Here is a 13,461-nt window from a genome sequence, read left to right as displayed (position 1 = left end):
GGGATATAAGACATGACTTTTATGAAAAAACTGATCGCAACCCTGGTGCTGCTACCGGCGCTGGCGTTCGCTAACGAGGGCGGCTTCCCGCTCGATCGCGCGCCTGAGCGCGGCACGGACATGGCGGCCTTGCAAAACGGCGCCAGGCTGTTCGTCAATTATTGCCTGAACTGCCATGCGGCGTCGGCGATGCGTTACAACCGCCTGCGCGACATCGGCCTGTCGGAAGACCAGATCAGGAACAATCTGCTGTTTACCGGCGACAAGGTCGGTGATCTGATGAAGAACACGCTGACTGCCAAGGACGCCAAGGAATGGTTCGGTGCGGTACCGCCGGACCTGTCCGTGATCGCGCGCGCCAAGGCCTCGGAGGCGGGTTCCGGCGCGGACTGGATCTACACCTATCTGCGAACCTACTACAAGGACAACAGCCGCCCAACCGGCTGGAACAACATGCTGTTCCCGAACGTCGGCATGCCGCATGCATTATGGGAATTGCAAGGCGTGCGCAACGTCAAGTACGTCGAAGAAAAGGGTGAGCACGAAGAAGGCAAGATCGTGCACAAATTCGTCGGCTTCGAGCAGGTCAAGCCTGGCAAGCTGTCGGGCACCGACTACGACATCGCGGTGGCCGATCTGGTTGCCTACCTGCAATGGATGGGTGAACCGGCACAAAATACCCGCAAACGCCTCGGCGTCTGGGTGCTGCTGTTTCTCGGCCTGTTCTCGGTACTGGCATGGCGTTTGAACGCAGCTTATTGGAAAGACATCAAGTGATGTCTGGCACCCGGTTTGCATGATCGAGGAGTGATCGGCCGACCGGTTTCCTGGCTTCAATTATTTCGTTCACGGATGTGAATGTGTGTTTTGGGGTGGGCCGCAATGATGAACGCTGCGCCTCACCCTTTCGTTTCTAAGGAACTATAAAAATGATGGTTCTCTACTCGGGCACGACCTGCCCATTTTCCCAGCGTTGCCGTCTCGTGCTATTCGAGAAAGGCATGGACTTTGAAGTGCGCGATGTCGACTTGTTCAACAAGCCGGAAGACATCTCGACCATGAATCCCTACGGCCAGGTACCGATCCTGGTCGAACGCGATCTGGTGCTGTATGAATCGAACATCATCAACGAATACATCGATGAGCGTTTCCCGCATCCGCAGCTGATGCCGGCCGATCCGCTGATGCGCGCACGCGCCCGTTTGATGCTGTTCAATTTCGAGAAGGAATTGTTCATCCATGTCAACACGCTGGAGAACGACAAATCGAAAGGTTCGGAAAAGATCCACGACAAGGCGCGCGCCGAGATCCGCGACCGCTTGACCACGCTGGCACCACTGTTCCTGAAGAACAAGTACATGCTGGGTGACGAATTTTCGATGCTCGACGTCGCAGTCGCACCGCTATTGTGGCGTCTGGATCATTACGGTATCGAGTTGTCGAAAACCGCAGCGCCGCTGATGAAATACGCCGAACGCATCTTTTCGCGTCCGGCCTATATCGAGGCGCTGACCCCGTCCGAAAAGGTCATGCGCCGTTAATTGCGCCTGCCCGCAATTTATCGTAGATTGCAGCAAGGCCGCGCCCCGTTGATCCGGTACCGGGATGTATACTGATCCCGGATCGGGGCAACGGGGCGTGCGCCGGATCCCCGAATTGAATCGTCGTTTGTCCCAAGCAGGTCACATCATGTCAGCACCGTCCACTCCCTCGACCAAGCCCTATTTGCTGCGCGCCATCTATGAATGGTGCACCGACAGCGGCTTCACGCCGCATATCGCAGTCGCCGTCGACGCCGGCACGCGGGTGCCGATGCAGTTCGTCAAGAATGGGCAGATCGTGCTCAACATCAGCTTTGGCGCCACCAGCGGCTTGAAAATGGACAACGATGCGGTGCTTTTCAACGCCCGTTTCGGTGGTGTCTCGCGTGAAATTTATGTCCCGATCGACAATGTGCTGGCGATCTATGCCAACGAAAATGGGCAGGGCATGGCATTCGAGATGCCGGTCGCCGGCGCGGTCGACGACGACGCGTCATCCGACCCAGCGCAGCATGAAGCACCGGCGGACAGCGCGCCGAACGACAGTGCCACCGCCAGCACCAGCGGACCGCGCCTGACCTCGATTCCATCGAAGGCGCCAGACAGCAAACCGACCGAGGCGCCGAAGCCACCGGACGATTCGCCGGACGCGCCAAAATCCGGCGGCCGGCCTACCCTGACGCGAATAAAATAGAGTACAATCTCGTTCTCAAAAGTTTCGCCGACTTAGCTCATTTGGTAGAGCAGTTGATTTGTAATCATCAGGTGGCCAGTTCGAAACCGGCAGTCGGCACCAGTAAAGAAAAGGGTTAGCACCTAGCGGTTGCTAATCCTTTTTGTTTTTTTGGTAGCATCGGAGTGGCAATATTGCGGAATTCCGACAAGTCATTTCGGTGATTGCCGGCGTTGATTAATCTCACCTCATGGAAGATCATCATCTTGAATATTCATATCACCATTGTTCCATTGGTCTCGCTGCTGGCCGGCATTCTCATTTTGGTCATGCCGCGCCTGCTGAGTTTTATCATCGCCATCTACCTGATCGCGGTCGGGCTGATCGGTTTGTTCGGGCTGGGGAGTTTGCGGCTGCACTGACCAATCGGTGCCATGTGGGGACCATTCTTCATTGGGTGCCAGCACTTTAGGTATTCAGGATTTGCGCAAAACGGGCAGAAGTAGGGTGCGCCTTGCGCACCACTGTAGCGTCGGTATCGGGAATGGTGCGCATGGCGCACCCTACATTCTCTGGATTGTGTAAGTTCTGGTGTTGTTTGATGAATGATCGGCACCAGACAAATAAAGCCCGCGGTCAGCGCTGATCGCGGGCTTTTTTATTTCGCTGACCTCAATTGCGGGCCAGCCAGTAGGAACGTATTGCCGGGGCGACAATTCAGTCGCGTTGCTTGAGACCCTGCCAGCGCGGCGCCAACGCGTGCGGCACTTCGAACAGGTCGAGCACGCGACCGATGCTGTGGTCGACCATTTGTTCTATGCTCTGCGGTCGTTGATAGAAGCCCGGTACCGGCGGGAAGATGATGCCGCCCATCTCGGTCACCGCCGTCATGTTGCGCAGGTGCGCCAGGTTGAACGGTGTTTCGCGCACCATCAGCAGCAGGCGGCGGCGCTCTTTCAGCACCACGTCGGCGGCGCGCGTGATCAGATTGTCGGACAGGCCGTGGGCGACGCCGGCCAGGGTCTTCATCGAACACGGTGCAACGATCATGCCGTCCGACTGGAACGAGCCGCTGGCAATCGCGGCGCCCACATCGCGCACATTGTGCACCTGGTGTGCCAATGCCTCGGCATCCTTGCGCTTCATGCCGAGCTCGTGATGCAGGTTCAACGCGCCGGCTTCCGAAATCATCAAATGGGTTTCGATGCCGGGCAACTCATGCAAGACTTGCAGCAGGCGCACGCCATAGATCGCGCCGCTGGCGCCGGTGATCGCAACGATCAGACGCTGGGGGCGATCCTGTGCCGCAACGCTCATCGGCGCTGCCCAGCGACCACGTGATGCGTATCCGAAGAAGACTTAGGCTTCAAGCATCGCCTTCAACTCGCCATTTTCATACATCTCGCCGACGATGTCGGAGCCGCCGATGAATTCGCCCTTGATATACAGTTGCGGGATGGTCGGCCAGTTCGAAAATTCCTTGATGCCCTGGCGCACGTCGGCGTCATCGAGCACGTTGACCGTGACCAGATCCTGCACGCCGCAGGCCTTCAGGATCTGCACTGCGCGACCGGAGAAGCCGCATTGTGGAAACTGCGCGGTGCCCTTCATGAACAACACGACCGGGTTGTTCGTCACGGTTTCCTTGATCCAGGCTTGTACGTCGCTCATTGATGCTGTCCTTCGATTGGTGTAGGGATGAATACCGCCATTATAAGAAGAATGGCGCTGCAATGCTTGCGGTCGCTCCGGGGTCCCGTCGCGTGGCAGGCAGCGCCGGCGTCGGCAACGCCGGTAAAATTTCAATTGTTTTGGAGTATGTGTCAACTCCGCAAATGAGTATTTCGTATTGCACTGTCATTACTGACAGTATATGAAATAAGACGGGACGCACCCAAGACTTGGGCCGCCCCGCCTGCGGTCTCAGCCCTTCAGCTTGGCAAACGCCGATGCCATCGCGCCGTTCGCGACCGGCTGGCTCGCCTGTTGCTGGTGCTGGGCCAGTCGCTTGCCGTCGTTGCGGTCGCCGCGTTGTTCCGGCCGTGCACCGGGCTGGGGCGCGCTGTCGGTCAGCCGCATCGTCAGTGCGATCCGCTTGCGCTTCTCATCGATTTCCAGCACCTTGACCTTGACTACCTGGCCGGCCTTGACCACCGTGTGCGGGTCCTTGACGAAGCTGTTCGACAGCGCCGAAATATGCACTAGGCCGTCCTGATGCACGCCGATGTCGACGAATGCGCCGAACGCCGCGACGTTGGTGACCACCCCTTCCAGGATCATGTCGGGACGCAAGTCCCTGATCTGCTCGACGCCGTCCTTGAAGGTGGCGGTGGTAAATTCCGGTCGCGGATCGCGGCCGGGCTTTTCCAGCTCCTTCAGGATGTCGGTCACGGTCGGCACGCCGAACCGCTGATCGGCATACTTGGCCGGATTGAGCGACTTCAGCAGCCGCTCGTCGCCAATCACAGCCTTCATGTCCTTGTTGATATCGGCCAGGATTTTTTCGACCAGCGGATACGATTCCGGATGCACCGAAGAGGCGTCGAGCGGATTGGCGCCGCCCATCACGCGCAAGAAGCCGGCGGCCTGCTCGTAGGTCTTGTCGCCCAGGCGCGGTACCGCTTTCAGTTCGGCGCGCGAGCCGAACATGCCCTTGGCATCGCGATAGCTGACGATGCTTTGCGCCACGCTCGATGACAGGCCCGAAACGCGCGCCAGCAGCGGCGCCGACGCGGTATTGACGTCGACCCCGACCGCATTCACGCAATCCTCGACCACCGCATCGAGCGAGCGTGCCAGTTGGGTCTGGCCGACATCGTGCTGGTATTGGCCGACGCCGATCGACTTCGGATCGATCTTCACCAGCTCCGCCAATGGGTCTTGCAGGCGGCGCGCGATCGAGACCGCACCGCGCAGCGACACGTCCATGTCGGGCAATTCCTTTGACGCGAATTCGGACGCCGAATATACCGACGCGCCGGCTTCCGACACCACGATCTTGGTCAGCTTCAGCTCCGGCCGCAGCTTGATCAGGTCCTGTGCCAGCTTGTCGGTTTCGCGCGACGCGGTGCCGTTGCCGATCGAGATCAAGGCTACCCTATGCTTTTCCGCCAGTCCTGCCAGAGTATGCAGCGATCCGTCCCAATCGTTGCGCGGTTGATGGGGGTAGATGGTATGAGTATCGACTACCTTGCCGGTCGCGTCGACGACCGCGACCTTGACGCCGGTGCGCAGGCCGGGATCGAGCCCCATGGTCGCGCGCGGACCGGCCGGCGCCGCCAGCAGCAAGGCTTTCAGGTTGCGGGCGAACACATTGATCGCCTCGACCTCGGCGCGCTCGCGCAGTGCGCCCATCAGCTCGGTTTCCAGGTGCATGAAGCTCTTGACGCGCCAGGTCCAGCGCACCGTGTCGGCCAGCCATTTATCGGCCGCACGGCCCTGGTGCTTGATGCCGAAGCGGGCCGCGATGCGTCCTTCGCACGGGTTGTGCGGCGCGTCCCATTTCGGCTTTTCCTCTTCGGTGTCGAGCCGCAGCACCACGTTCAGCATCTCTTCCCGCCGGCCGCGGAACAAGGCCAGTGCACGGTGCGACGGGATGGTCGACAGCGTCTCCGAGTAGTCGAAATAATCGGCAAATTTTTCGCCAGCGTCCTGCTTGCCGTCGGCCACCTTCGATTCGACCACGCCGTGCTCCAGCAGGTAATCGCGCAGGCCTTGCAGCAGTGTTGCGTCCTCGGCGAAGCGCTCCATCAGGATCTGCCGGGCGCCGTCCAGCGCCGCCTTGGTGTCCGCCACGCCGGGATTGTCGCCGTGGTCGGTGGCGAACGCCGGTTTCAGATAGTTGCTCGCTTCCTGTTCCGGATTCAAGCTCGGGTCGGCCAGCAACGCATCTGCCAGCGGTAGCAGTCCCGCCTCCAGCGCGATCTGGGCCTTGGTGCGGCGCTTCAGTTTGTATGGCAGGTACAGGTCTTCCAGCCGGGTCTTGTCCTCGGCGTGGCTGATGGCGTCGAGCAATGCCGGCGTCATCTTGTTCTGTTCCTCGATCGACGCGATGATCGCGCCGCGCCGTTCTTCCAGCTCGCGCAGGTAGCGCAAGCGCTCTTCCAGCAAGCGCAGCTGGATATCGTCGAGTCCGCCAGTCGCCTCCTTGCGGTAACGCGCGATGAAGGGCACGGTGGCACCTTCATCGAGCAGGGCGATGGCGGCGACGACTTGCGCCGCTTTGGCCGCAAGTTCAGCGGCGAGACGTTGTTCAATCGATGGCAACATGAGGATTCAGTAAAAATGAAGACAAGCGCACGATGATACGCACTTGAGGCGAATCCGCCAGTCTTGACAATGCCGAAAACCCGGCATGCTGAGCACAATCGAAATTACTGCAAGCTGCTTTCACTACAAATCAATGAGTTGTGCCGTAATTCCGTTTGAGCATTTTCCCTGGCAACGCAAAAGGGGGGGGCGACTAATGGCATCGTCACCATAGCCGCACCGGTATTATCCTCATCCTTACGCTTATCGACGCCATCTCCATACGCAATCTAACGCAGCAACTTGCATCGTATCCAATTGTTACTTATGGCCTCATTTCATCAAGATCATTCGCAATCGCTTTGAAGCAGCATTGCAAAAAGCGATGATAGCGGTCCATCTTGGACGTTTGGCTAGATCAATGTGTTGACAATGAATTGTCAACACACGACAATTAATTGTCAGTACGCGACATGAATTGTCAATACTTGACAATGAAATGTCATTGCGACGACAATTGGACCGACCGTGGGGCCTAACTCACGGCTTGTGGCCTAGCCTCCTCTTGATTATTCAATTCGTTTTTATCGTCAACCGGTTCCCATCTACTGTTGCTTTAAATCAAACTGATTCAATCAAATTCTCAATCGTAGACTAGCATCCAAAGAGATGCATTCCAGGAGACGAAATGCTAACCGCCACTTATGCGCTTGTCGCTATTGCAGTCGAACACAAAAAAACGTGGGCCACCTCTTCCACGCTCCAACAATACTTGCAAAGCAGTTCGAAGGCCCGACAGGCCATTGATCCGCTTGGTCTTGAATCTGTCGTGAATCAACTCGTTCAGATTGATGACTCCTGTCATCAGCGTAAAGTCGAGGTGTACGTGATTCCAGCCATCCGAAAGGCCACGCGCGAAGCGGATTCTCTGCTTGCCGAGCTTGAATCTTTAAGTACGCTGGGGGCGAGTATTCTCAGGTCCGTTGTGGCGCAATCGCGGCAGGTCTGCGTCCAAGGGATGGTTCAAATAAGAGAGTTGTATTGCTCCATGGAACTCTATTGCCAGAGTCTGCTGCAAAGACTGGCGAAAGAAGAAGAGGAGCTATTCCTGATCGCGCGACGCGTAATACCGAACGAAGAGTGGTTTGCCATATGCGCCCAATTTCTGTCGCTTGACGCAGAAAATGATGCGCGCAAACGATCCGCGCATGCAGTGTGGTATCCAATGGGGCCCATTCCAGTAAGGCCATTCAACACCCTCAGCCGGCCAACCTGACATCCGTAATCCAGTAATCCAGTAATACAGTAATGGCACATCCGCTTTGTGCTGGCTGGCCCGATCATTTTTTTAGTCGCAGTTCATTCAATATATGGAGACAAGTAAATGACGAGAATCGCATTGGTTACCGGCGGCATGGGTGGTTTAGGGGAAGCGGTGTGCATCAAGCTCGCGACCCTGGGTTACCGAGTGGTTACCACGTATTCCCCCGGCAATACCAAAGCCCAGGAATGGTTAGCTGCGATGGGCAAATTGGATCATGACTTCAGCGCCTTTCCCTGCGATGTCGCCAATTATGATTCCGCACAACAATGCGTGGCCCAAGTTCAAAAAGACATTGGCCCGATCGATGTGCTCGTCAACAATGCCGGCATCACCCGTGACATGAGCTTCAAGAAAATGGACAAGCTCAACTGGGATGCGGTGATGCATACCAATCTCGATTCGGTCTTCAATATGACCAAGCCGGTATGCGACGGCATGGTCGAGCGCGGCTGGGGACGGATTATCAATATCTCGTCGATCAATGGGCAAAAAGGGGCATTCGGCCAAACCAATTATTCAGCCGCCAAAGCCGGCATGCATGGATTCACGAAAGCGCTGGCGCTGGAGGTGGCGCGCAAAGCGGTGACGGTCAACACGATCTCGCCGGGCTACATTGGCACCAAGATGGTGATGGCGATTCCGCAGGAAGTGCTCGACAGTAAGATCATTTCGCAGATTCCGATGGCGCGTTTGGGCAAACCGGAAGAAGTCGCTGGCTTGGTCGCCTATCTTGCGTCGGATGAGGCGGCATTCTTGACCGGGGCGAATATCGCCATCAACGGCGGCCAACACATGTACTAGCGGGCAACATAGTTATTGTCGTTGTGGGAAGCGGGTACCGTGTCAGGCAGGGCGGACGAGAAACTCGCCCTTGTGACACGATGCTCGGCGGCAACAGACTCTCGAAAAAGAGAAAATGCTTAATCGAACTAGCGAAAAATGCTCGCACATTACCGAAGTACCCCTAAGGAGGAATCCATGTTTTTTATCCCCGAACAGTTTTCAGCACTTATCAAAGCCAATGTCGATGCGCACCTCGCGAGCACCACCGCGTTGACCAATAAAGCATTCGAAAGCGTACAAAAAATGGTCGATCTGAACATGAGCGCGGCCAAAGCCTCCTTCGCAGAATCGACCGTTGCAGCCAAAGAACTCCTGTCTGCCAAAGATCTGCAAGAATGGTTCTTGCTGACAGCCGGCCATGTCCAGCCGAATATTGAAAAGACGCTCACGCTCGCTTATGGTCGCCATGTGGCCAGTATCGCGTCCAGCGCGCAAGCCGACTTTACCAAAGCAGCGGAAGCGCAAATCGCTGAAAGCAATCGAAAATTAACGGTGCTGATCGACGAAATGACCAAAAACGCACCGGCTGGTTCGGAAAACGCCATTGCGCTAGTGAAATCCGCAATCGGCAATGCGAACGCGGGGTATGAGCAGTTGGCCAAGACAACGCACCAAGTGGTTGACGCGCTGGACAATCACTTGACGACGGCAGCGAACCAGTTTTCGCAAGCCGTTGAAAAGACGACCCGCCGCGCTACCAACAAGTAATCGTTGGATGGGGCGTCTCTCACGGCCGGGGTACTAAACAGTACGGTATCAGCTGCTTGCGGCAGACACAGGTCAACGGGCAATGCCGTTCGGTTAAGCCATCGAACGGCATTTTTTAAAATGGGGATCGCGAATACAGCATATCCCAGATATCGGGATCATCGGAGCCGCAGGGGGATGATCGAGCCCTGCTGCAGCAAGCTGTGCCACCCATACGCGCCCTTGATGCGCTCGTGGCCGATCCGGTTGTCGCATGAGTCGGCTGCATCGACGGCAATACACCGAGCTGTTGGAAGCGCGGGATGTCGGACAGCGCGACGACTTGCGCATGACTCTGACAGTAATCAAGCACGCAGCGCGTATAGAAAAATCGTCGACAGAGCGGAAAAATAGATGGAGTATATAAAATATGTGCAATAAAAATAAGCGCACAGAGATTTATTGTGAAGGAGTATATGAACACGTGCGCCTTTAGCGGTGGCCAACGCGGCTAGCGGGTAGGCTATACATCAGGCACCTGCGAACCGTTACGGCCGCGCCTCAGGCCACCTGACACTGCAGCGCCCTCCGGCACGCCGCAGTGCCAAAGCCGAATTGAATCGTTCAATTGCCCTTCGGCGGTACCGGGTCGGTATCGTTAATCAGGCTGTCGGGGTCATCCTTTCCAAGGGAACGCTTTTTTTCCAGCCGTTCCAGTGTGCCCGATACATCGGCATTGCCCTCGATCATCTGCTGGCGCGCCCGTGCCTCGTCCAGTGCCTGATCCGGGTTGGCTTGATCGGATTCGGACCGTTGCTCGATTTGCCGTTGCGTCTCGCGGTCTGCATCACTCTCTTCGCCACTACCGATGTCGGCCTCGTCCAACAAGCGCCGGACCGGCTCGTGTTTCTGGCCATGCTCTGTGCGGTGTCTCATCGTGTTGTCCTCCTGTGTTGAAAATTGATTACACCGGTTTCCTGTGTGGGTGCAGATCGGTCTACGCCAGCGTCCGCACCGATTTTTCGCGGACCCATTGCCGCGTCTTGGCGGCGGCGATAAATCCGCCGGTATCGCTGCTGCCGAGCACGCCGTCGTCCTTGGCGATGCCGGCTTTTTGCAGCAAGGTTTTGCTCGCGCTGGTGGCCGCGATCGCCTTCAGGTGCGCGTAGGCATCGCGCACGAAGTCGACCGCCGCCGCGTCCTCAGACAGCAGCTTGGCGGCGTCCTCGGACAGCACGATCGCGACGGCGTCGAACAGTACCGACGGCGTGCCGGCCAGCTGACCGTCGGCCGCCAGCATCGACCCGTCGGCCAGCTTGGCACCGCCCACTTTTGGCGCGACGAGCTTGACGCCGGCACCGGCAGCGGTGGCGGCGGCCTTGAACGAGGCGATCACGGCGCCGTCGGAGCCATCCGCGATTAGGATGCCGATACAGCGCCCGCTCAAAGTGGCCTGCATCTTGCCGATGATCTGCAGCGCCGGCGACGGTTCCATGTCCTTCACAGTCGCGGCGGCCGGCGGCGCTGCCGGCATCGGCGTCATGGCCAGTCCGGCGGCGACGCGTTGGGCCAAGTCCTCGTCGATATGGCGCAGATGGCCGACCATCGCCTGGCGCACGTGCGGCTGTTCGACCTTGGATAGCTCGAACACCAGTGCCGACGCGATGTGGGCCTGTTCATGCCCGGTCTGACTGCGGTAGAACTGGCGAGCCTGACTGTAATGGTCGGCAAAGCTTGCCGCCCGGATGCGGCCCTTGTCGCCGGTTTCGGTCGCTGTCGCGCTGCGAAAACCCGTGGTCGGCGTTTCGCGTGGCGCGGCGTCGGACAGCGTATTGGGATCGTAGGCGACGCGGCCGGCGGGCTGCGCCATCTGCATGTGGCCGTCGCGTTGCTGGTTGGCGAACGGGCACTTCGGCGCATTCACCGGAATCTGATGGAAGTTGGCCGATCCGAGGCGCGACAGCTGGGTATCGAGATAGGAAAACAGCCGGCCCTGCAGCAAGGGATCGTTGGAAAAATCAATGCCCGGCACGATATGCGAAGGACAAAACGCGACCTGTTCAGTTTCGGCAAAGAAATTGTCGGGCCAACGGTCCAGCACCATGCGGCCGATCACCTGCAGCGGCACCAGCTCTTCAGGAATCAGCTTGGTGGCGTCGAGATGGTCAAACGGAAATTGTTCAGCTTCCTGCGCCGTGAAGATCTGCACTGCCAACTCCCATTCCGGGAAGTTGCCTGCCGCGATCGCGTCAAACATGTCGCGCCGATGGAAGTCCTGGTCGGCGCCGGCGATCTTGACAGCCTCGTCCCATAGCGTTGATTGTAGTCCCAACTTCGGCCGCCAGTGGAACTTGACGAACACCGAATCGCCGCCTTCAGTGACCAGCCGGAAACTATGGATGCCGAACGCTTCGATCATGCGCAGCGAGCGCGGCAGCGTGCGGTCCGACATGATCCACATCACCATGTGCATCGCCTCCGGCGTCTGCGACATGTAGTCCCAAAACGTGTCGTGCCCCGTGGCGGACTGGGGAAAGCCGCGGTCCGGTTCCATCTTGACGGCGTGGATCAGATCCGGGAACTTGATCGCATCCTGGATAAAGAACACCGGGATGTTGTTGCCGACCAGATCCCAGTTGCCCTCGCGCGTGTAGAACTTGACCGCGAAGCCGCGCACGTCGCGCGGCGTGTCGACCGAGCCGGCACCGCCGGCGACCGTCGAGATGCGCACAAACACCGGGGTTTTTTCACCGACCTCGCTCAATATCCTGGCGCGCGTATATTTTTTGAGCGACTTGGTCAGTTCGAAGTAGCCGTGTACGCCGGTGCCGCGCGCGTGCACCACGCGCTCCGGGATGCGCTCATGGTCGAAATGGGTGATCTTTTCGCGCAGCACGAAGTCTTCCAGCAGGCTCGGGCCGCGCGCATTGGCCCGCAGCGAATTCTGGTTGTCGGACAGCGGCAGACCCTGGTTGGTGGTCATCTCGGGATGGCTGGCGCCGGCGGCCTGGTGCAACTCTCCGCCGGCGCCGAGCTGACCTTCGCCGTACGAATTGGCGCTACCCGCCTGGCGCTTGGGCGAGCTGGCAGCGCCGTTGGTTTTAGCCTTGCTCATTGGTGGTCTCCTTTGATGATGGCTCAGGGTTGACGGGGTTCAGGTGCGCATCTCGCGGCAGCTTTGGGCACAGCTGCGACAGGCTTCGGCGCAACGTGCCATTTCACCGTCCGGCTCGGGATGCTGCTCGCACAAGGCGGCGCAGGCATCGCAGATTTCAGCGGATTCTTTGGCCAGATGCACATGATGCGGCGAGCGGCGCATCATGAAGTCGGCGTGGACCATGCACATCTGCGCGCAATCGAGCAGCGCCACCAGATGCTTGGCTTCGCTATGCACATTGGCGCCATGCAACACGTGGGCGGCGGTTTCGGTACAGCGCCGGTGGCAGGCCAGGCTGTGAGTCAGGCAGGAATGCATTCCGGCGCTCAACTGTGACGAAATCATGGCGCTCCTGTTGGCTCTGAATTGTTGGTCAGTTGCGCAAGGTAGCGGCTGCATATCTGCCGGAATTTGCGGTTTGATGGCGCATGGTATTGCGCTCAGGGCGTGGCGCGGCCCAGTACCGGCAACACGCTGGCGGGGGTAAAGCTGGTACACGCGGGCGGCGACCAGCGCCGGTCTTTCGGCATCTGCCATTTGTTTCTCCCGGGCATTGATCTCCGCCACAGCCGTGTGCGGGATATCGGCCTCACAATGAACCAGCCCGGCCTGCGGGATCGGCACGCATGCCGCCGCGGTCGCATCAATGCATCAATACATCGACGCATCGACGGGGTAGCAATGACCGTGGCGGCAGAGGCCACGCCTGATCGCGCGCAGCGGACTGGCTACAATCTGCCTGCAAGACATGTGCCATCCGCTTGGCCGGGGCATTGCTGGCGCGTCGGCAGTCTGGCCAGCGGCGCACCGGTAAGACGGTAACGGCGACCGGCAAGAATTACCTGTTCACTGGGCTTCAGGTTGCGGTAAGTCCGCGGCGCCGGATCCGGCCTTTAGATCAAAGTTGCGATCAAAGTTACGATCAAATAGGCGGCGGGCGGCAGCGACGGCAAGATTGCAGGAAAGCATCGACACCTGCCGCGACCAG

13 protein-coding genes and 1 tRNA gene are annotated in these 13,461 nt (G+C 58.5%); 8 read left to right on the top strand and 6 right to left on the bottom strand.

All coding sequences use genetic code 11. The annotated features are described in order from the left end of the window. Positions 1–12: 12 nt before the first annotated feature. From ACFOFO_RS22005 to ACFOFO_RS21985, 5 genes are all read left to right on the top strand, one after another. On the top strand, positions 13–777 hold the full coding sequence (locus tag ACFOFO_RS22005) for a cytochrome c1 (RefSeq protein WP_390327278.1): 765 nt from the start codon (positions 13–15) through the stop codon (positions 775–777). A 152-nt stretch (positions 778–929) separates the two neighbouring features. Further along, entirely contained in the window at positions 930–1,541 is a 612-nt protein-coding gene (locus ACFOFO_RS22000) for a glutathione S-transferase N-terminal domain-containing protein (RefSeq protein ID WP_390327276.1), read from the top strand. A gap of 148 nt (positions 1,542–1,689) precedes the next feature. Continuing rightward, on the top strand, positions 1,690–2,235 hold the full coding sequence (locus tag ACFOFO_RS21995; RefSeq protein WP_390327275.1) for a ClpXP protease specificity-enhancing factor: 546 nt from the start codon (positions 1,690–1,692) through the stop codon (positions 2,233–2,235). 26 nt (positions 2,236–2,261) lie between these two features. After that, a tRNA-Thr gene (locus ACFOFO_RS21990) sits at positions 2,262–2,337 on the top strand. A gap of 143 nt (positions 2,338–2,480) precedes the next feature. Beyond that, positions 2,481–2,636, top strand: coding sequence for a DUF3096 domain-containing protein (locus tag ACFOFO_RS21985; RefSeq protein WP_390328258.1), 156 nt, complete (start codon positions 2,481–2,483; stop codon positions 2,634–2,636). A 295-nt stretch (positions 2,637–2,931) separates the two neighbouring features. Here the strand turns inward: ACFOFO_RS21985 and ACFOFO_RS21980 are convergent, their stop codons facing one another. The 3 genes from ACFOFO_RS21980 to ACFOFO_RS21970 form a co-directional block, all read right to left on the bottom strand. Continuing rightward, positions 2,932–3,531, bottom strand: coding sequence for a UbiX family flavin prenyltransferase (locus tag ACFOFO_RS21980; protein ID WP_390327274.1), 600 nt, complete (start codon positions 3,529–3,531; stop codon positions 2,932–2,934). Positions 3,532–3,573: 42 nt separating this feature from the next. Further along, on the bottom strand, positions 3,574–3,885 hold the full coding sequence (gene grxD / locus ACFOFO_RS21975; RefSeq protein WP_390327272.1) for a Grx4 family monothiol glutaredoxin: 312 nt from the start codon (positions 3,883–3,885) through the stop codon (positions 3,574–3,576). Positions 3,886–4,137: 252 nt separating this feature from the next. Continuing rightward, positions 4,138–6,483: a Tex family protein gene (locus ACFOFO_RS21970; protein WP_390327271.1), complete on the bottom strand. Its 2,346-nt coding sequence runs from the start codon at positions 6,481–6,483 to the stop codon at positions 4,138–4,140. Positions 6,484–7,150: 667 nt separating this feature from the next. On the opposite strand from ACFOFO_RS21970, the gene ACFOFO_RS21965 reads away from it, so the two are divergent. From ACFOFO_RS21965 to phaP, 3 genes are all read left to right on the top strand, one after another. Then, on the top strand, positions 7,151–7,738 hold the full coding sequence (locus ACFOFO_RS21965; protein WP_390332859.1) for a hypothetical protein: 588 nt from the start codon (positions 7,151–7,153) through the stop codon (positions 7,736–7,738). 108 nt (positions 7,739–7,846) lie between these two features. Next, positions 7,847–8,587 carry an acetoacetyl-CoA reductase gene (gene phbB / locus ACFOFO_RS21960; protein WP_390332857.1) on the top strand — a complete coding sequence of 247 codons (741 nt, stop codon included), beginning with the start codon at positions 7,847–7,849 and terminating at the stop codon, positions 8,585–8,587. A 177-nt stretch (positions 8,588–8,764) separates the two neighbouring features. Further along, on the top strand, positions 8,765–9,337 hold the full coding sequence (gene phaP / locus ACFOFO_RS21955) for a TIGR01841 family phasin (protein ID WP_390332883.1): 573 nt from the start codon (positions 8,765–8,767) through the stop codon (positions 9,335–9,337). A gap of 603 nt (positions 9,338–9,940) precedes the next feature. On the opposite strand, the gene ACFOFO_RS21950 is transcribed toward phaP, so the two are convergent. From ACFOFO_RS21950 to ACFOFO_RS21940, 3 genes are all read right to left on the bottom strand, one after another. Beyond that, positions 9,941–10,252, bottom strand: a complete 312-nt coding sequence (locus ACFOFO_RS21950) for a hypothetical protein (protein WP_390327268.1) — start codon at positions 10,250–10,252, stop codon at positions 9,941–9,943. 61 nt (positions 10,253–10,313) lie between these two features. Beyond that, positions 10,314–12,431, bottom strand: a complete 2,118-nt coding sequence (locus ACFOFO_RS21945; RefSeq protein ID WP_390327266.1) for a catalase — start codon at positions 12,429–12,431, stop codon at positions 10,314–10,316. A gap of 39 nt (positions 12,432–12,470) precedes the next feature. Then, positions 12,471–12,818, bottom strand: coding sequence for a four-helix bundle copper-binding protein (locus tag ACFOFO_RS21940; RefSeq protein WP_390327264.1), 348 nt, complete (start codon positions 12,816–12,818; stop codon positions 12,471–12,473). Positions 12,819–13,461: the final 643 nt, after the last annotated feature.

The sequence above is a fragment of the Pseudundibacterium arcticum genome (genome assembly GCF_042646465.1).
Taxonomy (GTDB): Bacteria; Pseudomonadota; Gammaproteobacteria; order Burkholderiales; family Burkholderiaceae_D; genus Undibacterium_A; species Undibacterium_A arcticum.
Note: the sequence above shows the minus strand (reverse complement) of the source record. Positions and strands in the feature narration are given on the sequence as shown.